Genomic DNA, 22,770 nt, shown 5'->3' on the forward strand with positions numbered 1-22,770 from the left:
AGTAGTAGTGAAAGGTGAAACGCTGCCGAAGACTGAAAAATTCATCTTCATTCAACTATGTCTATTTGTTGTGTCTGATGGCCTGCAGAAACTCCAGGCGGTACGTGTCCTGCTCAAATAAACCGGAATATTCTGAGGTAATGGTGCTGCTGCTCACGTCATTCACGCCGCGGCTCATCACGCAGAGGTGGTCGGCCTCAATGAGCACGGCTACGTTCTCAGTTTTGAGCACATCGCGCAGCTCCTGGGCAATCTGGCGGGTGAGGCGCTCCTGTACCTGCGGCCGGCGGCCGAAGTACTGTACAATGCGGTTCAGCTTAGACAAGCCAATCACGTGCTCATTGGGAATGTAGGCCACGTGGGCTTTGCCAATGATGGGCACAAAGTGATGCTCACAGCTGGAGTACAGGGTGATGTCCCGCTCTACCAGCATCTGCTTGTAGCCGTACTTGTTCTCAAAGAGGCGGGCGGCCGGGCGGTTGTCTGGGTGCAGGCCGTCAAAGATCTCCTTCACATACATCTTGGCCACCCGCTTGGGCGTGCCTTTGAGGCTGTCATCTTCCAGGTCAAGCCCCAGCAGGTGCATGATCTCCCTAAAGTGGTAGGCAATGCCTTCAATCTTCTGGTCATCAGAAAGGGCGAAGGCGTCTGGCCGCAGCGGGGTGTCTAAAGATCCGCTTACGTGTTCTTCTTCGGGATCTTGGTCTTCGTTCCAGTCCCTGCTATCCATGGTATTCAACAAAGTTTCGCTCGGTTTCAAATAAAGTAACAGACAAGGTGAGGTTTTCGGCCAGGTGGGGGCGAAGGCGCTGCCAGATGACCACGGCTATGTTTTCGGCGGTGGGGTTCAGGTGTTGGAATTCCTCAGTGTCCAGATTCAGGTTTTTGTGGTCAAATTTATCTAAAATTTCCGCTTTTATCAGCAGGCTCAGCTTTTTCATGTCATAGACATAGCCCGTGTCTGGGTCAACCGGCCCCGTCAGCTTCACCACCAGCTCATAATTGTGGCCGTGGTAATTGGGGTTGTTGCAGAGGCCAAACACCTGCTGGTTCTGTTCCTCTGTCCAGAGCGGGTTGTGCAGCCGGTGGGCGGCATTGAAGTTTTCCTTTCGGCAGACGGTCACGTTCATAAGAGGGCAAACAGCTAAGGGGGCAATTTAGTTTTCTGCGGGTAGATTTATAGCACCCGTTTGCATTTAAAATTTGCCCGCGCCTGTTCAGGTTCTGAAATTTTGCCTAATTTCATGGTGCAATTTTTAGAGTAAAGGAATATGAAAGTGAAACGTACGCATGTGAAGGCAGCGCTGCTGCTGCTGGTGCTTTGGGGTGCGGTGTCAACGGCCTGGGCGCAGCGCTCAACGGTTGATGAGGCCGAAGTGGAGATCAACGGCATTACCCGCAAAGGGCAACGCATCATGATTCAGCTGGACAGCAAACTGGTGGAGAAGGCGTGGTCCAGCTATTTGAAAGAGAAGTCTGGCGGAACGGTGAAAGGCCCGTCTATTCTGCCTACGCCCAAAGCCCAGGCCAGCAAAGGCATCTACACGGTAGAGAAAGCCAAGATTGACACCATCACCAGCAACCCCATGCGCATCATGTCTAAGGTAGAGGGCTCTGAGCAGGGCACCATGGTCTGGTGGACGCTGGATATGGGCAACGCCTACCTGAGCAAGAAGGAGACCCAGAAGGAGTGGGAGCGCGGTGAGGCCATGTTGCAGCAGTTCGCCCGCAATGTGTACAAGCAGGACGTGCACAACCAGATTTCTGATGCGGAGAAAGTATTGGCCAACTCCCAGTCTGAAGCAGACCGCGTAGCCCGGCAAGCCGAAGAAATCCAGAACAAAATTGCCAAGAACCAGCAGAAGAAACTGGAGCTGGAAGCCGCTTTAGTAGCCAATGCCCAGGAGCTGGAGCAACTGAACCGTGACGTGGAAACCAACCTGAAGCAGCAGGAAGCCGCCAAGCAGGAAGTGGAGAACATGCGCAAAGCGGTAGAGATTGTAAAAGCCAAAATGGATAAGATCAACTAATCCCGCGCATTTATAAAACAGGAAGCCCCTGCTGTTACCCAACAGCAGGGGCTTCCTGTTTTTAGCCTGTTTTCAGGAAAATAGGCCGAAAACAGAAAGTAAGCTCCAGAAAGAATTTCTTCCGCTCATAAACTTTAACTGCCTGCCACCGCTTCTCCGTTAACACAAAAGACCTCGCAGTGTCTTCCAGACCTGCGAGTGTCTGTGCCAGTAGCCGTTGCTCTTCAAATCCTGTATTTCAAACCAGTCCTGAAAAGCTTGCTTCAGACAATGCGCGTCATTCAGGAGCTTGGGCTTTCTGTCTGGTGCGAAGACGGCTGGCGCCATTTCTGGGCCTCACTAAAAGAAAAACCTCACAGGTTTTCAAAACCTGTGTGTTTTGAGCTGTTTTCAGAAAAACAGCTCCAAAACAGGATTAAGCTATTTTTTAATGCCGCCACTCGCCAAACTTGCCCTGCTGGTAGTCCTGGTACGCCTGGTAAATCTCAGCCTCAGTGTTCATCACAAACGGCCCCTGCGCCACCACCGGCTCATTGAACGGCATCGCATGCCCGAACAGCAGAATGCTTTCCTCTGAGGCGGTTACCTGTAGTTCCTCCCCGTCATTGTTGAACTCCACCAGATTCCGGAACGGTACGTCTTGTCCGTTCACGGTCAAGGTGCCTTTGATGATGTAGAAGAAGATATTCCGCTCTGCGGGAACCGTCACGTTGAGTTGCCCGCCCGCCTGGAAGTACACGGTGCTAAGTAGTACGTCTGAGACGGTGTCAAAAGCGCCTTTCTGCCCGTTCCACTCACCAGAAACCAGGTTTACGGTCACTTTCCCTTCCTCTAAGGAAATGGCCGGTATGTCTTCTTTCTGTAGGCCTTTGTACTGCGGCTCCATCATCTTGTGCTTGGCTGGCAGGTTGAGCCACAGTTGCAGGATTTCCAGCGGGCCGCCCGTCTGCTTGAAGTCTGAGGAGGAAACCTCGGCATGAATCAACCCGCGGCCTGCCGTCATGTACTGCACCCCGCCCGCCGTGATCACGCTCTCATGCCCGCCGGAGTCTTTGTGCATAATGTCGCCCTCCAGAATGAAGGTCACGGTCTCCATGCCGCGGTGCGGATGTGGCCCGAACGGCAGTCCGTTGTTCTTGGGTTTGTACACCTGGTGCCCGTGGTGGTTCAGAAACAGGAACGGGTCAATCATCTGCAAACTGCGCGTAGGCAGCGGCGAATAGGTGACCAGGTCAGCAATGGGGCGGTATTCAGCGGTATGGATTTTCTTGATGGTTCTCATAGTGGGAAGATGGTATTCTTAATTATTAACCTTCATTTTTAATGAAAGTTTTCAGTCTTTGGTGTGACTGGTGCCTTATCTGCCAAATTTTCTGTAGGCGCATGAAAAGTTAGCCACTAGTGGGGCTTGAAAGCAGATGATTTCAGGTTTTATGCGTCTACCTTCTTATTCAGCAGATTTGTTCACCCTTTTGTAGGTAGTTTCGGTGGCTTTTGATTCCTGCCCTTCTGGGGTAATATTATAGGCTGTGATGACTACTTCCTCATCACTGATAACCTCAATGTTGGTTCGCCAGCCCCAGTGTTGTTCCATTTCAGGCGTTACATACGCATAGCCGCCCAGAACCGAAAGGTCTTTCCCGCCTCTTTGTCCCTCTGAAAACATGATGGCCGAACCATTGTGGAAGGAGTCAACCCAGGCACACTGGAATTTTTCCAGCTCCAGGTGGTAGCCGTAAATGGCCATGCCCGTAATGGGTTTCCCTTTGAAACTTCCCCGGTACTCATGCAAGATAAACCTCCCATCCAGAATGGGTTTCATGGTTCCCCGTACCGGTGATTCATCTTCCAGCTTGCTGGGGTCAAACCAGACTTTGGCCGTTCCCTCCCATTCGCCCACGAGCCTGCTTAGCTGAGAATGGGCACCTGTTGTTTTGGAGGTTTCTAGTTTTTCACTCATGGTAGTTGGATATAATTTAGGTAGTTAGTTGTCGTTACTAAATACCTTGCATTGTTAAATATTATTTAATTGCTTGTTATATTATAAAGTTGTCATGCATAAAAGGAACTTTCTTTGAATTCTAAACTTCAGAATAACTTTATTTGCAGATGTTTATAATTACTTTTTCACTGGCCATAGATCTCTGTTTTCTTAAATTGAAAGATTTACCTTGAAAGGAATTATTTATAAATGATTGTAATGCTCTGACTCTTTGAAAATCATTGTCTTCTGAATATATAATTTCATTCTCACAAACCATTGAACTCACCCTTCTCTTAGGTCTCAAATCTATATTGTTAACAGTTAGTCTGGTTTCATCTAAAAGATTAGCTTCAATTCCCTTTGCTATATCTTCTAATGCATTAAAAGTGTAATGGATTTCGATTTGTAAATCCTCTATTATGCTTTCCTGAGTAATTCTTGACAACCGTTTGATTTCTTTTCTAGCAGATTCTGTTCTTGTAGAATCTAATAGGAGAACATCAAGAAGTTGAATTGAATATTTAGGGTCAATTGTACTAATTAATCTAATTGCATTCTTTATTTCAATTGTGTCTTTACTATTTAATGAATTCCAAGAAATTTCAATAAACTTAAGCATAATTTCTTTATCAAGCTTTGATTTGTCGAATTTTGCAGTCATCTGATGTTGAGTCCAGCCAAAATACGCTATAGCTATAGGTAGTGCGATTTTTGAAATTAAGTCAAAAAAAGCAATACTTCGATCAAAACTATTATTACTCATGCTGATTGTGCATATTAATTATTTTAAATTTCTCCTATTATGGGATTAGTATGTTTGTTCTCCACTACTTTATTTCGATTTTTAGTCCAAGTATATTTGATTGATGGAGAAATTGCTTTATGTTGTCAGGATTCCATTGAGTGCATGTTGCAATTGTTTCATCTGAAAGCTTTATCTCCTCTTCAGGTTTTATATAATGCCTCTTGTGTCCCCAACGCTGGAAAATTTCCTCAGCGTTATCTTTCGTGCTGAATACGCCAAAACTACCTTGGACTTTGTCTGGAAATTTTGTCTTAAGTTCAGCAAATGTTATTGTAGGATTTTGCTCAACATAACTCTTCAGAACAGCATTTACCAAACGTCCTTTATTGTATTCTTGTCCTTTAAAAATAAACTTAGAATAGTCTTTACTTAAATATTTAAATCGAAAATACGTGTCAGAGATAACGTATATTTCATTAGTAAGACTTCTAAATCGTTTTATTGTCATTCCAGCAATAGGTATGCCATTGTATTCATACCCTTGACTTAGCTTTTCTCGAAGGTCATTTGAGATGTCACTTCCAACAAGTACTCCAACCCATTTTGGTTTTATAGATTCTGTCCAATAATTTTGGTCTATTGTAAGGATTTGATCTTTTTGAATTAAATAGTCTTCTAGTTGCCTAAGGCTTAAATCATTAATTTCGTTCAACTTAATTTCAACTATCCCAAGATATTCACCAGAGTACTTAGCAAGTATATCAATTCTACCATCGCCTGCTTTTCTTCCTTGCCTTAAAGCTATTTCTGCATCTAGAATTGTAACATCATTGAAATTTTGTTTATCAAGTTTTAATATTTCCTCATTCTCAATTAAATAAGCTTCCATTGCTAATTCTTTCCAAAAAGGATATTCTTTGAGAGTTATATTATTTGCCGTTATCTGCTTAAATACTTCCATGTAATTATAAGATGTATGTTTCTGTACAGGACAGAGGGATAATTTTTTTCTACTTCCTGAACGCCTTAAACTGGTTAATTAACCCATTGGTAGAGCTGTCATGGCTGGTCACTTCCTCCGCACTGGTCAACTCCGGTAGAATTTTCTTGGCCAGCTGTTTGCCCAGTTCCACGCCCCACTGGTCAAAGCTGTAAACGTTCCAGATCACGCCCTGTACGAAGATCTTGTGCTCGTACATCGCAATCAGGGCACCCAAAGTTTTAGGGTCCAGTTGCTTGAACAAAATAGAATTGGTAGGGCGGTTGCCTTCAAAGATTTTGTAGACCTTGAGGGTATTAATGTCTTCCTCTGAGCAGCCCAGCTGGTGCATTTCTTCAATCACCTGCTCCTCATTCTTTCCGTTCATGAGCGCCTCGGTCTGCGCGAAGAAGTTGGCCATGAGCTTAGGGTGGTGGTCGCCCAGCGGGTTGTGGCTGAGGGCCGGGGCCAGGAAATCACATGGTATCAATTTAGTGCCCTGGTGAATGAGTTGGTAGAACGCGTGCTGCCCGTTGGTGCCGGGTTCGCCCCAGATAATAGGGCCGGTCTGGTAGTTCACGGGTTGGCCGTTGCGGTCTACGTACTTGCCGTTGCTCTCCATGTCGCCTTGCTGGAAGTACGCGGCAAAACGGTGCATGTACTGGTCATACGGCAGCAGGACGTGAGATTCGGCCTCAAAGAAATTGTTGTACCAGATGCCCAGCAAGGCCAGAAGTACCGGGGCGTTCTGCTCAAAAGGAGCCGTCTTGAAATGGTTGTCCATGGCGTGGGCCCCGGCCAGAAGCTCCTTGAAGTTCTCATAGCCCACGGTGCAGGCAATAGACAACCCAATGGCCGACCACAGCGAATAACGGCCGCCCACCCAGTCCCAGAACTCAAACATATTCTGGGTATCAATGCCAAATTCGGCCACCGCCTTTGCGTTGGTAGACAGCGCCACGAAGTGCTTTTTAATGTGCTCCTCGTCTTTCACCTGCTCCAGGAACCAGCTGCGGGCGCTGTGGGCGTTGGTCATGGTCTCCTGCGTGGTGAACGTCTTGGAGGCAATCATGAACAGCGTGGTCTCGGCGTCAATCTTCTTGAGCGTCTCGGCAATGTGGGTGCCGTCTACGTTGGAGACAAAGTAGGTGGTGATGTTCGGTTTTTTATAGGCTCCCAAGGCCTCGGTTACCATCACCGGACCCAAATCTGAGCCGCCAATACCAATGTTCACAATGGTGGAAATGGGTTTGCCGGTATAGCCTTTCCAGTCACCGTTGATGATGGCGTTAGAAAATTTCTCTACCTGCGCCAGCACGCGGTTCACTTCGGGCATCACATCCTGGCCGTCTACCAGCACCGGGGTATTAGACTGGTTGCGCAACGCCACGTGCAGTACCGAGCGGTCTTCAGTGAAGTTGATTTTCTCGCCAGAGAACATGGCGGCAATGGCATCTTGCAAACCGCATTCCTGCGCCAGTTCTACCAGCAGCGAGCGGGTTTCCTCGGTGATCCGGTTTTTGGAGTAGTCCAGCAGAATATCCTCAAAGGTGAGGCTGAATTTCTGGAAACGCTCCGGGTCCTGCGCGAACAGGTCTATCAGGTGGGCTGACTGTAGTTGGCTGAAATGCTGCGAAAGCTTCTCCCAGGCTTGGGTAGTGGTAGGGTTTACGGCTGGAAACATGAAATAAATGCGTCTTTTCTGAATGATGTAGGGGAGCGAAGTTAGGAAAAGACGGGGGTTTAGGAAAACTCTTTTAAGGAGCGCCGCCGCCAGGTTTCCTGTTTTGGGGCTGTTTTCAGGAAAACAGGCCAAAAACGCAAGGTTAGTCAGCACCCCAAATACCATGAATGTCTGCCCTCGTTTTACCAAAAGAAGAACCTTGCGTAAGGAAGGATATGACGAAAAACAAATGGCTGGCTCTCTTTGACAAAGCGGCTCCGGTAGTGGGGGGCGTGGCGCTGGCATTGCTCTACCTGGAAACCAGAAAGCCCCTCCGGCCCCGCACACAGCCCGGCTGGGACCGCCGGAAAACCAATGCGGCGGTGGCGGCTACCGCGTCTGTAGGGTTGCGGCTGGTGTTGGTGCCGGCGCTGGTGCTTTCGGCGCAGCGGGCAAGCCAGAAGCAAAGCGGGCTCCTGCCTATGCTGCCCTTGCCCGCCGCCGCGCAGGGGGCGCTGGCGTTCCTGCTGCTGGACTACGGCAATTACCTGTGGCACGTGCTGAACCACCGGTTCACGCTGCTCTGGCGCTTCCACCACGTGCACCACACAGATCTGGATCTGGACGTGACCACGGCGTGGCGGTTCCATCTGGGCGAAGTGCTGGTCAGTGCGTTTTACCGGGGCGCGGTGGCGCGGGTGGTGGGGCCCACTCCCCAACAGGTGCTCGCCTATGAGTTGCTTTATGAGGCGGCTACTGCATTTCACCACAGCAACTGGCGGCTGCCGTACCGGCTGGAGAAGGCTTTGAATTGGCTGGTGGTCACGCCGCGCATGCACGGAATACACCACTCCATTGTGCACCAGGAAACTGACAGCAATTTTTCAGTAGTTTTTTCCTTCTGGGATCGGCTGCACCAGACCGTGCGGCTGAACGTGCCCCAGCAGGAGATCACCGTTGGCGTGCCGGCCTTCCGTGACCCGCAGGAACTCACGTATGGTCAACTGCAGCAGCTTCCCTTCACCTCCCTTCGCCCGTGGCGATTGCCAGATGGGTCAGTGCCGGAAAGGGAGCCGCTGCCGTTGCCTCTTGATGATTTGGCTGAATAAGGGAGAATACCGGAAGCAAAAATAGAAGATTACCGCACCCACTGCTGGATTAGCCGCTCGGCAAACTGCTCGTCTTTCCAGCCCGAGAGGCGGGTGGGTCTACGGGGATTTTCATTCAGGTACCACTGCTGCAGAATACTTTTCACGGCGGGGTAGCGGGCAGAGAAGTCACTGTAGCTGTTGGGCGAAATGGTCTGCTCACTGGGGCGGGCGGGAACGGCAATAATCAAATGGTGCAGTTCGCCGTCCCGGTCCAGAATCATGACGCCCACCGGCAGTATCTCCAGTACCGTTCCCGGCTCCAGTTTCTCACTGATCACCAGAACGGGAAGCGGCGCAGCCGGTCGGCCCTGGGCCGAATCAACCAGCGTAGACGGGATAAACCCGTGGTTGGCGGGGTACGGCAGGAACTCCAGCTGGCGGGGCTGGCCAGCCTCGGTCTGGGGCACAAACTCCTTCTGCTCGGCGGCATACACCAGCGGGTGCGAAGAGCCGGCCGGGGTCTCAATGACCGCCTGCCAATGCTTGGTCTGGGTCAACGCCGGCAGCTCCCGCAGGTTCTTCTTGCAGCCAAAGGCAGTGAGGCACAGGAGCACGGGTAACAATACCCGAAACGGAGTCGTGCAAGCGTAAAAAGTAGCCGTGGTAAGATTCTTCATTTTGTTGGGAAAGCTTCTGTAGAAGTAACGCCTGAAAAGATTTCTATTGCGTTTTAGGGCTATTTTCTGAAAAACAGGCCTAAAACGCAAATGATGAACCACGGCTGCAATTGGCTGCCAGCCTCTCCCGGTATGCTTTTACATTTCCGGTTTAGAAAACAGGTAGCTGTGGTTTATATTCCGGCCCATGGCGTTTTGGAGCTGTTTTCTGAAAAACGGCTCCAAAACGCAAACACGGGGAGCCGCATCTTTTCCGGCCCGGTTTCTTTAGTTCTTCTCTGCTGTTCGGGGGGGCGTCACACCTTAATTCCTCTGCAGATTTGAAATTTGGCCTACAGAAAATCTTAGAGGTTGTTTACACGGGGCCTTTGCGCTGCAACCGGCCTTCAAAAGAACCTGACCTCTGGGTTGCCTCGCACCATGGCGCTGCTCAAAAAACGCTATAGAAAAACCTTTTGCTCCCCGTTTTCGCCCGCAAAATAATGATGGAAACCAGCGCTTAGGGGCAGAACAGGATTACAAATTCCCTGCGGCGCTTGATTCCTGACTGGGAACCCGGGTTTGTACTATTAACCGCTCTTCTTCTTTTGAAAACAAAGTGATTGAACCGCTGATTAGTGTTTCTGCTTTATGGCGGCCACTTCTTAACCATCTGGGGGCAAGGTCGTACCTCTAATGGGCTTTGCGTGTTCATGCGCAGGGCTAACTCTCAAAAACAGGTACTATGGAAAAGCAGAAAGTAGGCGATTTTCTTATACAGCGGCTGGGCGAATGGGGCGTAACACGCCTCTTCGGGTATCCCGGTGACGGCATCAACGGCATTATGGGGGCGCTTGACCGCGCCGAAGGAAAGCTGGAGTTTGTGCAGGTGCGGCATGAGGAGGTGGCCTCGCTCATGGCCTGTGCCCACGCCAAATACACGGGAGAGGTGGGCGTGTGTCTGGCTACCTCGGGGCCGGGGGCCATTCACCTGCTCAACGGGTTGTATGACGCCAAGCTGGACCACCAGCCGGTGGTGGCGCTGGTAGGGCAGAAGGGACAGAAAGCCTTGGGCGGCCATGCCCAGCAGGAGGTAGACTTGATGACTCTGTTCAAAGATGTGGCCAGTGAGTACGTGCACATGGTCACAGACCCTAGCCAGGTGCGGCACGTGCTGGACCGGGCGTTTAGGATTGCCAAATACCAGCGCACCGTTACCTGCGTGATTCTGCCCAGTGACGTGCAGGACGAAGAATACCAGGACCCAGAGCACACCCACGGCACCATCCACACCGGCACGGGCTATCTGGAGCCCCGCGTGCTGCCCCGCCCCGAAGACTTGCAACGCGCCGCCAATGTTTTGAACGCCGGCCAGAAAGTAGCCATTCTGATAGGGATTGGTGCCAAAGACGCCGCGGCGGAAGTGATGCAAGTAGCCGAGGTGTTGGGAGCCGGGGTGGCCAAAGCCTATCTGGGCAAAGCGGTGCTGCCAGACGAACTGCCGTTTGTGACGGGCGGGATTGGGTTCTTTGGCACCACCGCCAGCCACCAGATGATGCAGGAGTGCGACACGCTGCTCATGGTGGGCTCCCGCTTCCCGTATTCAGAATTTCTACCCAAAGAAGGACAGGCGCGCGGCGTGCAGATTGATTTGGACGGACGCATGGTGAGTTTGCGTTACCCCATGGAGGTGCCGCTCATAGGCGACAGCGCCGAAACACTAAAAGCCCTGCTTCCGCTGCTCAAACGCAAAGAAGACCGCAGCTGGCGCCAAAAGATAGAGCAAGACATTAAAGATTGGTGGCAGCAGACCGAAGAGCAGGCCCAGCACCCTGGCCAGCCTGTCAATCCCAAACTGGTTTTTCAGAAGCTGTCGCCCTTGTTGCCTGACAACTGCATCATGGCCGCCGATTCTGGCTCCTCTTCCAGCTGGATGTCGCAGTACATCAGGATCAGGGAGGGTATGAAGTTCTCGGTGTCTGGTACGTTGGCCACCATGGGCTGCGCCGTGCCGTATGCACTCGCGGCTAAGTTTGCCTATCCAGACCGGTTGGCCGTGGCCTTTGTGGGCGACGGTGCCATGCAGATGAGCAGCAACGCTGAACTGCTCACCATCCAGAAATACTGGCAGCAGTGGGCAGATCCGCGCCTGCTGGTGCTGGTGCTTAACAACCGTGACCTGAACTTCGTGACCTGGGAGCAGCGCATGAACGAGGGCAACCCCAAATTTGACGCCTCCCAAGTGCTGCCAGAATTCAATTTTTCGGCGTACGCCGAATCCTTGGGCCTGAAAGGTATCCGGATTGAAACCCCTGACCAGATAGACGACGCCCTGCAGCAGGCCCTCGCTGCAGACCGGCCCGTGGTGGTAGAGGTGCTGGCTGACCCTGAGATTGTGCCGTTCACCACCCAGGTAGCCGCCCAGTCTGCTGACAACATTGCCGCGGCCATTCAGAAAGGTGACAAAGCCGCCGGTCAGCATCTGGAGGAACCCCTGGAAGGTGCCGTAGCAGAGGCAGGTGAGGAGTAGCAGAGTTTCTGTTTTTGGCCTGTTTTCAGGAAAACAGGCCCAAAACAGAAACTCTGTCTTTTCATCCTGGAAAGCTCTTGTGGGCGATCAGTGATAGCCGTTGTTAAAAGCCTATTCCAGTACGCCCGCAAGGTTCTTTCAGGATGAAAAGAAGAGGGTGCCAGTTAGTTCTGTTGCTCTACATGCTAGATTTGACGGCGAACGTATATGCTTGCCCAACCTGACGGAAAGCAGCAAGGTTATCTCTCCGCTCTTCCAGATGTGCAATCCGGAAGCAGGTTCCACGGGTATTTGTAATTCCCTTCTTGCATCAGGATCAGTAAACGGCAGATGGCAAATTTGCAGTTTGCTGCGTTCGAGGTTTCAAGTCCTGAACAAGCATGTGGGGAGTGTTTCAGGACTGTGATTAGATTTTCTACAACTTTAAAAGTGGGTGTAGACACAAAAGCAGTTTCTTTCAAAGATCCTTGCTTGCCGCCCGTGCAATTCTTTTTCCCAGGCAGGTGTAGTACTTTTGCGTTTCCGGGCTGTTTTTGGGAAAACAGCTCCAAAACAGGAAGAACATCACCGCTTGAACTGATCGCCACAGGGGCAGTTCAACCTTACCAGGCTATACCTTGAAACTTGCACTAGTTACTTATTCTGAAATCCAGAGCTACGGTTCCCTGAGCGGGAGCGAAGACAGCGTGCTGCTGGCGTATCTTTCGTCTAAAGGCATTGACATTACCCCAGAAGTGTGGGACAACCCCGCGGTAAACTGGCAGCAGTATGACCTGGCCATCTTCAAATCACCGTGGGACTACTTTGACAAGTTTGCCGCGTTCCAGGCGTGGCTGGACCAGATGGAAACGGTGGGGCTGCGTACGCTGAACCCCATTTCAACGGTACGCTGGAATGCAGACAAGCACTACCTGCTGGAGGTGGAGAAGACCGGTTTGCCCATTGTGCCCACGGCTTTGTTGAAGAAAGGGGAGCAAGCTCAGCTGGATGGTTTCTTCCGCCAGTTTGATTCTTCTAAATTGATCATCAAGCCCAGCGTGAGCGGCGGCGCGAAAAACACGTTTACTGTCTCTAGAGACGAGGTGCAGGCCGTGTTGCCAAAGCTGCAGGAGCTGCTACAGCAGGAGGATTTTCTGGTGCAGCCGTTCATGCCGCAGATTCAGGCGGAAGGGGAGTGGTCTTTTCTGTTCTTCAACGGAACGCTCAGCCATTGCCTGCTCAAATCCGCTAAGTCTGGGGATTTCAGGGTGCAGCATTTCTTTGGCGGGACTATCCATCCGCAACCGGCTCCGGCCCATCTGTTGCCGCAGGCGCAGAAGTTCATAGACCAATTCGCCCAAGGCTGCCTCTATGCCCGCGTAGATGGGGTGGATGTGAACGGTAAATTGCAATTGATGGAGTTGGAGTTGATAGAGCCGTTCCTGTTCCTGCACACGCACGCAGAAGCGCTAGAGAAGTATTATCAGGCGTTGAAGGAGTTAGTACCGGACTTAGGAAATTAGGGGAAGCAAACAAATTCCTGTTTTAGGTCTGTTTTATGAAAATCAGCCCTGAAACAGGATAAGAAGTGATGGCCAAAGATTTTCCTCAGAGAAGCCCTCGCTCTTTGTCCTTCTATAAGGATCTTGGTTGCAAACAGTAGTAGTGTTTGCAATGTTGCTTTTTTGTACGCTCTCTCAGTCTTTTCAAAGTCTAACTCTTTCTCTTTTGTCATCCTGAAAGGATCTTGGTAGCGAGCGGTAACTGCAGTTAGTGCACGCTACCCGGGTTCGCCCACAAGATCTTTCCAAGATGACAAAAGGGAGAGAATTTATTAGGAAGGTTCCCAGCAATCCACCAATACTCAACTATCAAATTTCAATTCTTATCCGTTACCCAAAGAGATTCACGCTCATGCCGCCATCTACGGCAAGGCATTGACCGGTGATGTAGGCGGCGGCGGGCATGCAGAGAAAGGCCACGGCGCCAGCCACGTCTTCGGGGTTGCCGATGGTGCGGGTGGGGGTGCGGCTCAACACACTCTCCAGATACTCCTGGTTCTGCAGCACCTGCTCCGCCAGCGGCGTTCTGATGTACCAGGGCGCCACGCAGTTCACCCGTATGCCATCTGGGGCCCATTCGCCGGCCAGGTTTTTGGAGAGCTGCACCAAGGCCGCTTTGGTCATGCCGTAGATAGCGCCGGTGCGCACGTGCCCTAAGCCTGCCACCGAAGACACGTTCACCACGTTGCCTTGTGGCGAGTTCTTCAGCAGCGGGTGCGTGAGCCGGCAAAGCTCAAAGGCTGAGGTGAGGTTGGTCTGCAGCAGGTAGTTGTATTCCTCAGGGGTGTATTCGCCTATTTTCTTGCGGATGTTGGTGCCCACGTTGTTCACCAGAATATCCAGGGCGCCCCACGTATTTTCAACCAATTGGATCAGGTTGTGCCGGTCAGCGGGTTGGCTCACGTCTGCCACCATGCCCGAGGCGTTGAGACCGCGGGAACGCCAGTCGGTAACGGCCTGGTTTACCTCCAGTTCCTTACGGGCCACAATCAGCACTTCGGCGCCCAGCACCAACAATTCTTCGGCAATGGCGGCCCCAATCCCTTTGGTGCCTCCGGTAACCAGGGCTCTGCGCCCTTCTAAGTTCCAACGGTTATTCTGCATTTACTTACTTCAAAAATTGTCTTGAATAGGTAAGTCTACGCAGAAATTGACAGAAGGGAAAGGTGCTTCGCAAACGTAACGGGGCAGATTCCCGTTTTCGGCCTGTTTTCTCAAAAACAGGCGAAAACGATAAAAAGCAATTAAGTAGCTGGGCGATAAAAGCTATCTATGCTGTCATCCTGAAAGGATCTTGTGGGCGAACTAGAATGGCAATTATTAACTGCTACTGCCGTTCGTCACCGAGATCCTTCCAGGATGACAAAATGGTGTAAAGTATTTTTGCCCTTCTTCTTAGCTATAAATAAAAAAAAGCCGGTGGTGAGACCGGCTTCTTTCAAAACTAAAACTATGGAAAAACTAAAACGGAAAAGCTTAGCTTCTTTTTTCTTTGATACGGGCTGCTTTACCAGAAAGACCTCTCAGGTAGAACAGACGGGCTCTTCTCACTTTACCACGGCGAATCACCTCAATCTTCTCAATGTTTGGAGAAAGGATGGGGAAAATACGCTCAGTACCGATCTGGTTAGACACTTTTCTCACGGTGAAAGTCTCGCTGGCACCTGAGTTTCTGCGTTGTAATACCACGCCTTGGAACTGCTGGATACGCTCTTTGTTCCCCTCACGGATTTTCACGTGAATGTTCACGGTATCGCCAGCAGCAAAAGCAGGGATAGACGCGCGCTTCTCAGCGTATTCCTGCTCAACTAGTTTAATTAATTCGCTCATGACTATAGTATAGTGTCTATTGATCTGCAAAATGGAGTGCAAATATAGACGTAATTTTTGTAATTGTAAATCAAGAAGTAATATTTTTATCATCGGCCAGCAAATCTGGCCTCAGAAGCTTGGTGCGCTGCACCGCCTGCTCAAACCGCCACTCCTCTACTTTGGGCGTATTGCCTGAGATTAGAATGTCTGGAACGGTATGTCCTTCAAAGTCAGCAGGCCTGGAGTACACCGGGGGGGCCAACAGGTTGTCCTGAAATGAATCTGACAGAGCACTGCTCTCGTCATTCAGCACCCCCGGGATGATCCTGATGATGGAGTCTGCCAATACCGCCGCCGCCAGTTCACCGCCCGATAGCACGTAGTCGCCAATGCTGATCTCATGGGTCACAAACAGGTCCCGCACGCGCTGGTCCACGCCTTTGTAGTGCCCGCACAGAATGATGATGTTCTGCAGCAGAGACAGGCGGTTGGCCATGGGCTGGTTCAGGGTTTTCCCGTCTGGGGTCATGTAAATCACCGCGTCATAGGTGCGCTGGGCCTGCAGTTGGCGTATGCACTTGGCAATGGGCTCTATCATGAGCACCATGCCGGCGCCGCCGCCGAAGGCATAGTCATCTATCTGGCCGTGTTTGTTGATGGCGTACTGCCTGAGGTCATGCAAATGCACCTCCACCAGGCCTTTGTCCTGGGCGCGCTTTAAGATAGAATGGCTAAAGGGGCCGTCCAGCAGGTGGGGCTGGCAGGTAATGATATCAAACCGCGTCATCGTCTTCGTCTTCCTCGCCGGCTAGCGGCGGCTCTTCCTCGTTCCGGTTAGAAGGAGTGGTATAGACTTCCAGCAGGCCTTCGGGCAGGTGCACAAACAGCTTTTTGTTTTCGCGGTCAGTGCGTAGAATGATCTCGTCCTGCACCGGAATCAATACTTCATGGCCCTGGTAGTCCATGGCCAGCAGGTCCTGGTTGGGCAGGTCAAAGAAGGTCTGCACGGTTCCCAGTTCGCCCAGCTGCTCATCTACCACGGTATAGCCAATCACCTCATGGAAGTAAAATTGGTCTTCCTCCAGTTCAGGGAGTTGGTTTAAGGGGAGGTAAAGGGCCGCGCCTTTGAGCTTGTCAGCGTCTGCCGGGGTGTTGATGTCTTCAAACTTAATGATGCTGCGGCCTTTGTCCTGCGGGTTGAGGTCATCAATGAAAAAAGGAACCAGCTTCCCGTTTATCAACAGGAAAACTGATTCCAATTCGTCATACTCCTCGGGGAAGTCCACGTCAAAAAACGCGACTACCTGGCCCTTGGTGCCATGCGTCTTCACAATATACCCCAGTTGGAAGCATGCGTCTAACGTCATGGCCGGTAAAATTAAGCTTGAGCTTCTTCAGTGGCGTCTGCAGCCGGAGCGTCAGCGGCGCCTTCTGTGGCTTCGCCTTCAGCAGCAGGGGCTTCTTCTTCAGCAGCAACAGGCTCTGGAGTGTTTTTCAAACGGATAGCTTCTGCACGGGCTGCGTTTACTTTGGCCTCAGCCTCTAACGCCGCTTGCCTCTTAGCTGCCTTGTCTGAACCTAACTGCTCTTTCTTGCCAGTGATTTTGGCGTCTTTGGCAGCTTTCCACTCCTGGTAGCGGGTGTCAGCTTGCTCTTGGGTGATGGCACCCTTCAATACACCAATCTGCAAGTGTTTTCTGAACATAACACCCGTGTAAGAAAGCATGGCTTTCACGGTGTCAGTTGGCTGCGCGCCTTTCAATACCCAATCCAACGCTTTGTCTTCGTTGAAGTTGATAGAGGCGGGGTTGGTTAAGGGGTTGTACGTACCCAGTTTCTCAATGAAACGACCATCACGTGGTGAACGAGAATCTGCTACAACGATATCATACATTGCAGCTTTTTTGCGGCCTCTGCGGGCCAGTCTGATTTTAACAGCCATAGTTAACTTTTGTTAATGCGCCGGAACCCGTCCGGCATTGGGCTGCAAAGGTACGGCAAATATTTTGAATGTGCTACAAATCAATTGATTTGAATGAAGGGAAAGACAGCTCTGGGAATGTCTGTGCGGGGAGCAAAACCTGTTTTGGAGCTGTTTTCAGAAAAACAGCCCCAAAACACCAGATTCACTTCCCGGCCTTCAGGGGCCAGACAAAACGCTGCAGGGAGTGCGGGCCGCGGCCAAACAAGTCGCCGGCCAGAAAAAGACGTGGGGCTGCCGGGGAGACGCGATCATACAGTGATGAGCCATACCGGGTCTGGACCCAGCTAGGGGCGTACCCCTGCAGCTGGAGCAGGGTAGGGAAGATATGGAAATGGCTGTAGCCCTGTTTTTGAGGAGGAGGTAGGCTGGAAATCTGCGCCGGGTCCCAGACCCAGAGCGGCACGGCCACTTCCTGCGGGGAGGTGTCCTGCACTGATGCGTGGGCAATGCTGATGCCGGCTTCTGTGAGGTTCTGGCCATGGTCAGAGGTGTACACGATCACGGTGCTGTCCCGCCCGGAAATATTTGTGGTAAGCTTCCGCCAGAACGCATCTACCGTCCACCGCAGGGCGTTGTGGTAGGTGTTGAGGGTGCGGGTGCGGTCTTTGTAGAGGCTGCGCTGGGTGAGCGTGGGTTGAAAGAAAGCTGAGTCTGCGGGATAGGTGCGGGCATACGGCCAGTGAGCCCCGGCTTTCACTACGTAGGCAAATATCCTCTCTGGCTGCTTGGCCAGCCGTACAAGGTACTCTGCCACCCACATGTCCCGCTCATAGTACGGCAGAGCGGGGTGGAGGGCCGCCGGGCGAAGCAGGGAGTCTATGTATTTGAGGTCTTCCGGCGACATGAAATTCTGGAGCACATCAGCCCCCAGCTGGGCGTCTATGTAGTAGGTTTTGTAGCCTGCTTTTTGGGCGAACTGGAAGATATTGGTTCTGGATAACGTTCTGAAGGCGGTGTCTGGTAGCTCAGAAAGCCTGGTGCCACTCATGAGAGCCATGTTGGAGCCTGCGCTTTGGTTTACGGTAGCACTGGCAACTCCGTAGTTGTAGAGGTGGTCTTGTAGAGACGCCAGAAAGGGGGTGGTCTTCTTCTGGGGGTGGTTGAGGGAAAGCTCTGTGGCGGTAATGCTTTCGTCCATGATCAGAAAGAGGTGGGGCACCCCGGCGGTTGCAGGGGAAACCGGCACTGGCTCCCGCGCCGGCTGAGGAACCTGCCCCGCAATGGCCGCCCCAAAGTTGAGCGGCACCCGGTACAAGGCTGGGAAATCATCAACAACACCGGTCGTCCATGTGATGTGGGTGTAAACGGCTACGGCGGCCAAGGGGAACGCCAGCGCCATGGCAGGGGCCGCCCGCCATTTTATTTTCTTCCGGAGCAGGTGCAGCAACGCTAGTACTACAACAGACGCCAAGATGGCTGCAGCTACCAGGGGGGCGTAGTTTTCTAGTGCGCTGCCCGCTAAAGACCGGTTATTCCACGCCAGCACCGCGTCTGAGTGCATGAAGTTGTAACCAATGATAAACCGGTAGGTGAGGCTGACCACTAAACAGGGGAACCACAGCAGCAGGGTAGCCCAGTAGAGAGGCTTATTCCTGTTCAGCAGTAAAGAAAGTACTCCCGCCAGAGAGATGCCCAGGCAGAGCAAAAAAAGCAGGAAATGGGCAAGGCTGTCCCTAAAGAGCAGGAAGTTGAGAATGTAGTACAGCCGGCCCGGGCGCATCTCCACCACCGCCACGTACATCCCCAGCAAAGCTAAAAGTCCCAAAGGAGACGTGACCACCCGGCGGGAAGCTGATAATAGAGAAGATCCCATATAAATTTGTGAACTTGGGCAAATTAATAAAAGCTTCTGTGACAAACGGCACCTCTCCCCATGAATCTGGTTCTTCACCTGCCCCGCCCGGGCGGGAAGAGGTGGTTGATCTGCTCAGAGGGGTGGCACTGGTGGGGGTGGGGGCCGCCAACCTGCTCGTCTTTAACACCAGTAACGGTCACTTTGAAAGCTACGCCCAGAGGTTCCCAGATGCGCTGAACCAGTTTGCCCTCCAGTTCTTCATGGTGTTCCTGAAGGGGAAGTTCTACTCCCTGTTTGCGCTGCTGTTCGGGCTCTCGGCGGCGCTGGCGCTGCAGGCTAGAGGCGTTGGGCCTTTCCTGAAACGGGCTGCTGTTTTAGGGGTGCTGGGTGTGCTGGACCTGCTGCTGGTCTGGAGGGGAGACGTGCTGCTCCAGTACGCGCTCATGGGGCTGTTGCTGCTGCTCATTAGGCGGTGGCCCACAACGCTGCAGGTAGGGGTGGCGGTTTCCCTTTTCTTGCTTGGCTTTGCCGAAACGTGGCTGGCGCCTCCCGCCCCTGAGCCAATCCCTCTGCCGGACAGCAGCTATTGGCAAGCGGTCTGGGAGCGGTCTAGCCATACTTTTCTGACCTCCTGGGCACTTGAGGACTGGTTATACTAGGCAAGGATCTTTGCCTGGCTCTTGCTGGGGTACCTGCTGGGTGAGGGCAAACAGTATGAGCAGTTCCTGCGCCCCAAAGTTGTTGTGCGCGTATTGCTCGCCGCGGGCATGTCACTGCTTCTGGCCGGTGTGTTAATCCAGGTTTTGGGGTTGCGGGGGGAGCAGGGGCGTGGATGGGAGACGGAACTTCTGAAACTGGCGCTGACAGCAGTGTTCTATGCCGGGAACGTTTTGCTGCTGTTGCTGCTGCCGGTTGCCTTCTATGTTTCGGGCGTAGCCCGAAGGGTGGTGGCTCTGCTTTCCTCCTTCGGGAAGATGACGTTGACCCATTACCTGCTGCAGAACCTACTGTTCAGTTGGCTGTTCTTTGGGTACGGCTTGGGCTGGTATGGGCAGGTGGCACCCGTCACGTTATGGGTTGGTTACCTGGTGCTGGTTCTGGTACAAGTACTGGCGTCTTACTGGTGGTTGGGCCGCTTTGGGCAGGGGCCTTTTGAGAAACTGGTGCGCTATTTTACCAGAAGATAAAAAAACACCTCCCCAACGGTTTCAGACCGTTGGGGAGGTGTTTAACAATATCCATCAGGTTTTATGACTGAACCCGGGCTTTCTTTAGTTTAATGATGCCCAGCTTGTCTAAGGTCCAGATCACCGGGTAGGTAGGGTCCACCTCCCACCATTTCACCCCGAAGTTCACACGGTTAGGCAGTTTGTGGTGGTTGTTCTGGAACAGCTCGCCGCCGGTCAGGAAGTCAAAGAACAGGGAGTTCTTGGACTTGTCATGGTTGTCAAAGTTCTGATAGCCGTATTTGTGGCCGCTCCAGTTTACAATAGCGCCATGGATAGGACCCATTAAGAAGTGCACGGGCAGCAGCAGGTACATCCACCAGTACTCAGCAAAATAGATATAAAAGACTACGTAGAAGGTGCCCCACGCAATGCGGGAGATCCAGTGGTCGCCAATGCGCTCTACCAGTCTCCAAACCGGATAATTGCCGTCAAAACGCATCTCCGGCTCCACGCGGTGCTTGAGAACATCATTGTAGATGTTCTTGGTCTTCCACATCATGGTGAACGCGTTGCTGGAGAAGTGCGGGGAGTGCGGGTCGCGCTCTGTGTCTGAGAACGCGTGGTGCATGCGGTGCAGAATGGCGTAGGCCCTGGGTGAGAGGAATGATGAGCCTTGGCTGATGTAGGTGAACAGGAAGAAGAATTTTTCCCAGAAAGCGTTCATGGTGAACATTTTGTGGGCGGCATAGCGGTGCAGGTAGAACGTCTGAACAAACAGCGACAGATACCAGTGCGCTACAAAGAAAATAAGGATAATCATGCTGGGTGATGCAATTGGTTTACGCCTGTACAGGCACTTAAAGAAACAGTCTCAGGGAGAATAAGTTCACAAAGCTACAACTCAAGCTGCTTACCTAACAAAAAGCACTCTTTAAAAATCTGGAAAAATGACGAAAATCACTTTTGCCGTACCTTTTACGCAGCGGCCGCCCTACCTGGTTTCAGCCTGTTTTCTAAAAAGTAGCCCGGAAACAGGTGTGCGGCCAGCGCCCGAAGTGTAGAAGGAACCTAGGGCTGGAACGGCTGCCAGGCGGGAATGGCCGGCAGGGGGGCCTGCACCGTCACCCAGGTTTTCAGGACAGGGTGCTCAAATCCCAGTTCGCGGGCGTGCAGGCAGATGCTTTTGTTGGGGAGGGGGGCGGGGGCACCATATTTCACATCACCCTGAATGGGGCATTTCAGGGAAGCCAACTGGACCCGTATCTGGTGGGGGCGCCCGGTCACGGGTCTTACCTCCACCAGGTGTTGCCCGCCTCTGGTCGCTAACAGAGTATAGCTCAGCTCAGCCCGCTGGCTACCGGGTTTTTCTGAGGAGAGGGCCCTGGTGACGTTGCGGGCGGGGTCTTTCACCAGCCAGTGAACCAGCGTGCCCGCCTCGGGCTGGGGTGCCCGTTGCGTAATGGCCCAGTAGATTTTCTGAGTTTTACGGGTTTTGAATTGCTCGTTCAGCCGGGTGAGGGCCTTAGAGGTTTTGGCCAGCACCACCACCCCGCTTACCGGCCGGTCCAGCCGGTGCACCACTCCTATAAAGACATTGCCGGGTTTCTGGTACTTTTCCCGCAGGTAGTCTTTGGCCAGCTCAGATAAAGGAACATCCCCGGTTTCGTCGCCCTGCACCAGCAGCCCGCTTGGTTTGTTTACCACCAGCACATGGTTGTCTTCAAACAAAACGTCTAGGGGCGGGTAGGGCATTTTCTGTCTGGTTGAGAGATAGTCTTTGGTTGCTGTTCAGAGAGAGCGGTACTGTGGGTAACGTAACCTTCTGTTTTGGGGCTGTTTTCAGAAAAACAGCCCCAAAACAGACTTGCTGGGAGAAGAGGTGCTCGGCTTCAGCAGCGACTCAGGTAGTCTGGGCACCGCGCGGGCAGTCTTCTCTGGGGCTGTAGTTGAAGACCAGGGACTAATAGGCCTCGTCTTCGCTGGGGAAGTTGCGGGATTTCACGTCACTCACGTAGTTGCTGACCGCCGTGGTGATGGTTTCGTGCAGTTCGGCGTACCGCCGGAGAAAGCGTGGTTTGAATTCCTTGGTGATGCCTAACAAATCATGGATCACCAGCACCTGCCCGTCTACGTGCGGTCCGGCCCCAATGCCAATAATGGGAATATGCAGTTCCTCTGCCACCCGTTTGGCCAGGGAGGCCGGAATCTTCTCCAGTACAATGGCAAAGCAGCCCAGTTCCTGGAGAAGGCGGGCGTCAGAGAGGAGTTTTTCAGCCTCGGCCTCTTCTTTGGCGCGCACTGAGTAGGTCCCGAACTTATAGATAGACTGCGGGGTAAGCCCCAGATGGCCCATAACCGGTACCCCGGCGCTTAAGATGCGGGAGATGGATTCTTTGATTTCTACGCCGCCTTCCAGCTTCACGCCGTGGCCGCCAGATTCTTTCATGATCCTGATGGCTGAGCGCAGGGCTTCTGAGGAATTTCCCTGGTACGAGCCAAAGGGGAGGTCTACCACCACAAAGGCCCGCCGCACCCCGCGCACCACTGAAGACGCATGGTAGATCATCTGGTCCAGCGTGATGGGGAGCGTGGTGTCATGGCCCGCCATCACATTAGAAGCCGAATCACCCACCAGTAAGACATCTGTACCGGCGGCATCCAGCAGGGTAGCCATGGAGTAGTCATAGGCGGTGAGCATAGAGATCTTCTCCCCGCGCTCTTTCATGCTGTGCAGCTGGTGGGTAGTGACAATCTTGACTTCGGGTTTGTGAACCGACATAGCAGTATGAAT

Annotated in this window: 24 protein-coding genes; 6 read left to right on the forward strand and 18 right to left on the reverse strand. The window is 52.3% G+C overall.

Going from position 1 to position 22,770, the window contains the following annotated elements; all coding sequences use genetic code 11:
* Positions 1-61: 61 nt before the first annotated feature.
* Both folE and A8O25_RS08725 read right to left on the reverse strand, forming a co-directional pair.
* Positions 62-730: a GTP cyclohydrolase I FolE gene (folE, locus tag A8O25_RS08720; protein WP_066833668.1), complete on the reverse strand. Its 669-nt coding sequence runs from the start codon at positions 728-730 to the stop codon at positions 62-64.
* Positions 723-1,130: a 6-pyruvoyl trahydropterin synthase family protein gene (locus A8O25_RS08725; protein ID WP_066833669.1), complete on the reverse strand. Its 408-nt coding sequence runs from the start codon at positions 1,128-1,130 to the stop codon at positions 723-725. The genes folE and A8O25_RS08725 overlap by 8 nt, the downstream gene beginning before the upstream one ends.
* Positions 1,131-1,271: 141 nt before the next feature.
* Between A8O25_RS08725 and A8O25_RS08730 the strand changes: the two genes are divergently transcribed.
* Positions 1,272-2,030, forward strand: coding sequence for a hypothetical protein (locus tag A8O25_RS08730; RefSeq protein ID WP_066833672.1), 759 nt, complete (start codon positions 1,272-1,274; stop codon positions 2,028-2,030).
* Between the two features lie 427 nt (positions 2,031-2,457).
* Here A8O25_RS08730 and A8O25_RS08735 read toward each other — a convergent pair whose 3' ends face one another.
* From A8O25_RS08735 to pgi, 5 genes are all read right to left on the reverse strand, one after another.
* Positions 2,458-3,312, reverse strand: a complete 855-nt coding sequence (locus A8O25_RS08735; RefSeq protein WP_066833674.1) for a pirin family protein — start codon at positions 3,310-3,312, stop codon at positions 2,458-2,460.
* Positions 3,313-3,477: 165 nt separating this feature from the next.
* The gene (locus A8O25_RS08740) at positions 3,478-3,990 is read right to left on the reverse strand and encodes a DUF1579 domain-containing protein (RefSeq protein WP_066833677.1); all 513 of its coding nucleotides are present in this window, start codon (positions 3,988-3,990) and stop codon (positions 3,478-3,480) included.
* A 139-nt stretch (positions 3,991-4,129) separates the two neighbouring features.
* A complete protein-coding gene (locus tag A8O25_RS08745) occupies positions 4,130-4,777 on the reverse strand; it encodes a hypothetical protein (RefSeq protein ID WP_066833680.1) in 648 nt (215 codons plus the stop codon).
* 64 nt (positions 4,778-4,841) lie between these two features.
* Entirely contained in the window at positions 4,842-5,720 is an 879-nt protein-coding gene (locus A8O25_RS08750) for a PDDEXK family nuclease (RefSeq protein WP_066833683.1), read from the reverse strand.
* Between the two features lie 49 nt (positions 5,721-5,769).
* Positions 5,770-7,422 (reverse strand): glucose-6-phosphate isomerase, encoded by a 1,653-nt coding sequence (gene pgi / locus A8O25_RS08755; RefSeq protein ID WP_066833816.1) that lies wholly within the window; start codon positions 7,420-7,422, stop codon positions 5,770-5,772.
* 215 nt (positions 7,423-7,637) lie between these two features.
* On the opposite strand from pgi, the gene A8O25_RS08760 reads away from it, so the two are divergent.
* Positions 7,638-8,510, forward strand: coding sequence for a sterol desaturase family protein (locus A8O25_RS08760; RefSeq protein WP_066833686.1), 873 nt, complete (start codon positions 7,638-7,640; stop codon positions 8,508-8,510).
* Positions 8,511-8,539: 29 nt separating this feature from the next.
* On the opposite strand, the gene A8O25_RS08765 is transcribed toward A8O25_RS08760, so the two are convergent.
* Positions 8,540-9,169, reverse strand: a complete 630-nt coding sequence (locus A8O25_RS08765; protein WP_066833689.1) for an inorganic diphosphatase — start codon at positions 9,167-9,169, stop codon at positions 8,540-8,542.
* Between the two features lie 724 nt (positions 9,170-9,893).
* Here A8O25_RS08765 and A8O25_RS08770 point away from each other — a divergent pair.
* A complete protein-coding gene (locus A8O25_RS08770; RefSeq protein ID WP_066833692.1) occupies positions 9,894-11,678 on the forward strand; it encodes a thiamine pyrophosphate-requiring protein in 1,785 nt (594 codons plus the stop codon).
* Between the two features lie 239 nt (positions 11,679-11,917).
* Here the strand turns inward: A8O25_RS08770 and A8O25_RS22940 are convergent, their stop codons facing one another.
* Positions 11,918-12,265 (reverse strand): hypothetical protein, encoded by a 348-nt coding sequence (locus A8O25_RS22940; RefSeq protein ID WP_153042663.1) that lies wholly within the window; start codon positions 12,263-12,265, stop codon positions 11,918-11,920.
* Between the two features lie 30 nt (positions 12,266-12,295).
* Here A8O25_RS22940 and A8O25_RS08775 point away from each other — a divergent pair, with 30 nt between their 5' ends.
* The gene (locus tag A8O25_RS08775) at positions 12,296-13,180 is read left to right on the forward strand and encodes an ATP-grasp domain-containing protein (RefSeq protein WP_066833694.1); all 885 of its coding nucleotides are present in this window, start codon (positions 12,296-12,298) and stop codon (positions 13,178-13,180) included.
* 369 nt (positions 13,181-13,549) lie between these two features.
* Here A8O25_RS08775 and A8O25_RS08785 read toward each other — a convergent pair whose 3' ends face one another.
* From A8O25_RS08785 to A8O25_RS08810, 6 genes are all read right to left on the reverse strand, one after another.
* Positions 13,550-14,323: an SDR family oxidoreductase gene (locus tag A8O25_RS08785; protein ID WP_066833700.1), complete on the reverse strand. Its 774-nt coding sequence runs from the start codon at positions 14,321-14,323 to the stop codon at positions 13,550-13,552.
* A 372-nt stretch (positions 14,324-14,695) separates the two neighbouring features.
* Complete coding sequence (gene rplS / locus A8O25_RS08790; protein WP_066833703.1) at positions 14,696-15,049, reverse strand: 50S ribosomal protein L19; 354 nt, start codon at positions 15,047-15,049, stop codon at positions 14,696-14,698.
* 70 nt (positions 15,050-15,119) lie between these two features.
* A complete protein-coding gene (trmD, locus tag A8O25_RS08795) occupies positions 15,120-15,818 on the reverse strand; it encodes a tRNA (guanosine(37)-N1)-methyltransferase TrmD (protein WP_066833706.1) in 699 nt (232 codons plus the stop codon).
* Positions 15,805-16,398 (reverse strand): ribosome maturation factor RimM, encoded by a 594-nt coding sequence (gene rimM / locus A8O25_RS08800; protein WP_066833709.1) that lies wholly within the window; start codon positions 16,396-16,398, stop codon positions 15,805-15,807. Before rimM ends, trmD begins: the two co-directional genes overlap by 14 nt.
* 11 nt (positions 16,399-16,409) lie before the next feature.
* On the reverse strand, positions 16,410-16,973 hold the full coding sequence (locus tag A8O25_RS08805; protein ID WP_066833712.1) for a 30S ribosomal protein S16: 564 nt from the start codon (positions 16,971-16,973) through the stop codon (positions 16,410-16,412).
* A 184-nt stretch (positions 16,974-17,157) separates the two neighbouring features.
* On the reverse strand, positions 17,158-18,828 hold the full coding sequence (locus tag A8O25_RS08810) for a sulfatase-like hydrolase/transferase (protein WP_082893534.1): 1,671 nt from the start codon (positions 18,826-18,828) through the stop codon (positions 17,158-17,160).
* 14 nt (positions 18,829-18,842) lie between these two features.
* Here A8O25_RS08810 and A8O25_RS08815 point away from each other — a divergent pair, with 14 nt between their 5' ends.
* Entirely contained in the window at positions 18,843-19,469 is a 627-nt protein-coding gene (locus tag A8O25_RS08815) for a DUF418 domain-containing protein (RefSeq protein WP_153042664.1), read from the forward strand.
* Positions 19,470-19,490: 21 nt separating this feature from the next.
* Positions 19,491-19,997, forward strand: coding sequence for a DUF418 domain-containing protein (locus A8O25_RS08820; protein ID WP_066833719.1), 507 nt, complete (start codon positions 19,491-19,493; stop codon positions 19,995-19,997).
* A gap of 61 nt (positions 19,998-20,058) precedes the next feature.
* Here A8O25_RS08820 and A8O25_RS08825 read toward each other — a convergent pair whose 3' ends face one another.
* The 3 genes from A8O25_RS08825 to panB all read right to left on the reverse strand — a co-directional run bounded on the left by A8O25_RS08825 (position 20,059) and on the right by panB (position 22,758).
* The gene (locus A8O25_RS08825; RefSeq protein ID WP_066833722.1) at positions 20,059-20,799 is read right to left on the reverse strand and encodes an acyl-CoA desaturase; all 741 of its coding nucleotides are present in this window, start codon (positions 20,797-20,799) and stop codon (positions 20,059-20,061) included.
* Between the two features lie 248 nt (positions 20,800-21,047).
* Positions 21,048-21,731, reverse strand: a complete 684-nt coding sequence (locus tag A8O25_RS08830) for an RluA family pseudouridine synthase (RefSeq protein ID WP_066833725.1) — start codon at positions 21,729-21,731, stop codon at positions 21,048-21,050.
* Positions 21,732-21,939: 208 nt separating this feature from the next.
* A complete protein-coding gene (gene panB / locus A8O25_RS08835; RefSeq protein WP_066833727.1) occupies positions 21,940-22,758 on the reverse strand; it encodes a 3-methyl-2-oxobutanoate hydroxymethyltransferase in 819 nt (272 codons plus the stop codon).
* Positions 22,759-22,770 lie beyond the last annotated feature (12 nt).

Source organism: Rufibacter ruber (assembly GCF_001647275.1).
GTDB classification, from domain to species: domain Bacteria; phylum Bacteroidota; class Bacteroidia; order Cytophagales; family Hymenobacteraceae; genus Nibribacter; species Nibribacter ruber_C.

Coding starts and splice junctions, on each gene's coding strand:
- A8O25_RS08825 (WP_066833722.1), bottom strand. CDS start 20,799: ATGATTATCCTTATTTTCTTTGTAGCGCACTGGTATCTGTCGCTGTTT.
- A8O25_RS08785 (WP_066833700.1), bottom strand. CDS start 14,323: ATGCAGAATAACCGTTGGAACTTAGAAGGGCGCAGAGCCCTGGTTACC.
- A8O25_RS08760 (WP_066833686.1), top strand. CDS start 7,638: ATGACGAAAAACAAATGGCTGGCTCTCTTTGACAAAGCGGCTCCGGTA.
- A8O25_RS08750 (WP_066833683.1), bottom strand. CDS start 5,720: ATGGAAGTATTTAAGCAGATAACGGCAAATAATATAACTCTCAAAGAA.
- A8O25_RS08810 (WP_082893534.1), bottom strand. CDS start 18,828: ATGGGATCTTCTCTATTATCAGCTTCCCGCCGGGTGGTCACGTCTCCT.
- A8O25_RS08830 (WP_066833725.1), bottom strand. CDS start 21,731: ATGCCCTACCCGCCCCTAGACGTTTTGTTTGAAGACAACCATGTGCTG.
- A8O25_RS08725 (WP_066833669.1), bottom strand. CDS start 1,130: ATGAACGTGACCGTCTGCCGAAAGGAAAACTTCAATGCCGCCCACCGG.
- A8O25_RS08745 (WP_066833680.1), bottom strand. CDS start 4,777: ATGAGTAATAATAGTTTTGATCGAAGTATTGCTTTTTTTGACTTAATT.
- A8O25_RS08740 (WP_066833677.1), bottom strand. CDS start 3,990: ATGAGTGAAAAACTAGAAACCTCCAAAACAACAGGTGCCCATTCTCAG.
- A8O25_RS08765 (WP_066833689.1), bottom strand. CDS start 9,169: ATGAAGAATCTTACCACGGCTACTTTTTACGCTTGCACGACTCCGTTT.
- A8O25_RS08730 (WP_066833672.1), top strand. CDS start 1,272: ATGAAAGTGAAACGTACGCATGTGAAGGCAGCGCTGCTGCTGCTGGTG.
- A8O25_RS08735 (WP_066833674.1), bottom strand. CDS start 3,312: ATGAGAACCATCAAGAAAATCCATACCGCTGAATACCGCCCCATTGCT.
- rimM (WP_066833709.1), bottom strand. CDS start 16,398: ATGACGTTAGACGCATGCTTCCAACTGGGGTATATTGTGAAGACGCAT.
- A8O25_RS08805 (WP_066833712.1), bottom strand. CDS start 16,973: ATGGCTGTTAAAATCAGACTGGCCCGCAGAGGCCGCAAAAAAGCTGCA.
- pgi (WP_066833816.1), bottom strand. CDS start 7,422: ATGTTTCCAGCCGTAAACCCTACCACTACCCAAGCCTGGGAGAAGCTT.
- trmD (WP_066833706.1), bottom strand. CDS start 15,818: ATGACGCGGTTTGATATCATTACCTGCCAGCCCCACCTGCTGGACGGC.
- rplS (WP_066833703.1), bottom strand. CDS start 15,049: ATGAGCGAATTAATTAAACTAGTTGAGCAGGAATACGCTGAGAAGCGC.
- folE (WP_066833668.1), bottom strand. CDS start 730: ATGGATAGCAGGGACTGGAACGAAGACCAAGATCCCGAAGAAGAACAC.
- panB (WP_066833727.1), bottom strand. CDS start 22,758: ATGTCGGTTCACAAACCCGAAGTCAAGATTGTCACTACCCACCAGCTG.
- A8O25_RS08770 (WP_066833692.1), top strand. CDS start 9,894: ATGGAAAAGCAGAAAGTAGGCGATTTTCTTATACAGCGGCTGGGCGAA.